Origin of the sequence: Paenarthrobacter sp. CM16 (assembly GCF_013179505.1) — a bacterium.
Classification (GTDB): Bacteria; Actinomycetota; Actinomycetes; order Actinomycetales; family Micrococcaceae; genus Arthrobacter.
On the sequence record NZ_JABMCX010000466.1, the window covers coordinates 1 to 2,336 of the forward strand.

Consider the following 2,336-nt stretch of genomic DNA (forward strand, 5'->3'; position numbering starts at 1 on the left):
GGTGTTGCGTGCAGGACCCGGTCCAGTTGCCCCTGGCCCACAATGACATGCATTTCCCGGCCCAGGCCGGAATCGGACAGAAGCTCCTGAATATCGAGGAGCCGGCACGGCGCACCATTGATGGCGTACTCGGATCCACCGGTACGGAACAGCGTCCTGGAGATCGTGACTTCGCTGTACTCGATAGGAAGGGCGTTGTCGGCATTGTCTATGGTGAGGGCCACGTGGGCTCTTCCCAGCGGGGGCCGGCCGGATGTTCCGGCGAAGATGACATCCTCCATCTTGCCGCCGCGGAGGGTCTTGGCACCCTGCTCCCCCATCACCCAGGCCAAGGCATCCACCACGTTGGATTTGCCTGACCCGTTGGGACCGACAACAGCAGTGACTCCGGGCTCGAAGTCGAACGTCGTGGCCGACGCGAACGACTTGAATCCTCGGACAGTCAAACTTTTCAAGTGCAAGGCGCTTCGGATCTCCTGGGTGGCCCGGGTGGTTGTGTCCCCTAAATCTACTGCCGTTTGAACGAAATCCACGGATCTGTTGCCGGAACGCCTTGTGGTCGGCAAGCCACGCCCCTACACTCCTGCCAAGGGCTACTTGGCTTGTTGGTTCCGGTGATCCTGCCGCAGCATGAATTTCGGTTCGGCTGTTGCGGGATCAGGTCCCGATGTTCGGAACGTCAAGACAAGTGTTGATGGCCTGTGTTGCACAACTGAAGATCTTGGTTTGACCCTGGCTGGGGAGCGGCAAGCAGGGACCGTGCGTGAAATCGCGGACCCGTATTCGCTTTTTCGGCGCGCCACCCCCAGGAGTTCTGATGCCCGGTACTTCATCCACCCGACCCCTGCGAGTCTTCAAGGGCTTTTTAGTCCCCTTGGTGATCGCCACGGTGGCAGCCCTCTTACCCTTCACTGCCCCGGCAGCTGTAGCCGCAGGGCCCTGTGATCCCGTGGTCAACCCCGTGGTGTGCGAGAACTCCAAGACAGGAAGTCCCCCCTCCGAGTGGGACATCGATGGTGCGGGCGATGACACCATCCAGGGATTTTCCACGGAGATCAGCGTCAACGCCGGCCAACCCATCCGTTTCAAGGTTGACACCAACGCACCCAGCTACACCATCGCGATCTACCGGACAGGCTGGTACGCCGGCAACGGAGCCCGAAAGATCGCCGATGTCACGCCTTCAGTCCTCCGGCAAAACCAACCTGCTTGCCGGACCGATGTCACCACCGGAATTTACGACTGTGCTACCTGGGCGGTGTCCGCAACGTGGCAAGTGCCCTCCACTGCTGTGTCCGGCGTGTACATTGCGCTTCTCCGGCGTCCCGACACCGGCGGTATGAGCCACATCACGTTCATAGTCCGCAACGACGGTAACCGATCCGCCGTAGTCTTCCAGACCGCGGACCAGACCTGGCAAGCCTACAACTCCTACGGCGGCGCAGACTTTTACCAAGGAGTAAACGGCCGCGCCTATAAGGTCAGCTACAACCGTCCTGTGGCAACCAGGGGCGGTCCGGATGGCAGAGACTTCTATTTCGCCAACGAATACCCCATGGTGCGGTTCCTGGAACAGAACGGCTACGACGTCAGCTACATCAGCGGCCTTGATGCTGACCGTAACGGCAGCGAATTGCTGAACCATAAGGTATTCCTGTCAGTCGGACACGACGAATACTGGTCAGGTCCCCAACGCGCCAACGTCACGGCTGCGCGGGATGCAGGGGTGAATCTCCAATTCCTTTCGGGCAACGAAATGTACTGGAGAACACGGTTCGAGCCATCGATTGTTGACGGTGCCGCCAACCGCACGCTGACTTGTTACAAGGAAACGTGGGCAAATGAAAAGCTTGATCCCACTGCGCAGTGGACAGGCACGTGGCGCGACCCCCGCTTTGCGGCCCAAGCCAACGGCGGCGGCCTGCCTGAAAATGGCCTGACCGGAACGCTGTATATGTCCAACTTCTCAGACCTGCCCGTAAGGGTGTCCGCCGAAGAAGGTAAGACCCGCCTGTGGCGCAGCACCTCACTGGCCTCCATGGCTGCAGGATCCTCGGCCGCCCTTGCGCCCCACACTGTGGGCTACGAATCAAACGAGGACCTGGACAACGGATTCCGTCCAGCAGGTTTGATCCGGCTGTCCACCACCGTGGGAAACGTTCCACAATATCTCCAGGACTTCGGAAACACCGTAGCTCCGGGGACAACCACGCATAATCTCACCTTGTACCGGGCAGCCAGCGGCGCCTTGGTCTTCTCGGCCGGCAGCGTCCAATGGACCTGGGGCCTGGACCAAGTGCACGATGGCAATGGTGCTCCAGCCGACACCCGCATGA

Annotated in this window: 2 protein-coding genes; one reads left to right on the plus strand and one right to left on the minus strand. The window is 60.3% G+C overall.

The window, feature by feature from the left end:
• Positions 1–461: AAA family ATPase (locus tag HP499_RS23500; RefSeq protein WP_172326458.1), on the minus strand; the 461-nt coding region annotated here is incomplete at its 3' end.
• Positions 462–817: 356 nt separating this feature from the next.
• On the opposite strand from HP499_RS23500, the gene HP499_RS23505 reads away from it, so the two are divergent.
• A partial coding sequence (locus HP499_RS23505; RefSeq protein ID WP_375154270.1) for a N,N-dimethylformamidase beta subunit family domain-containing protein occupies positions 818–2,336 on the plus strand: 1,519 nt, incomplete at its 3' end.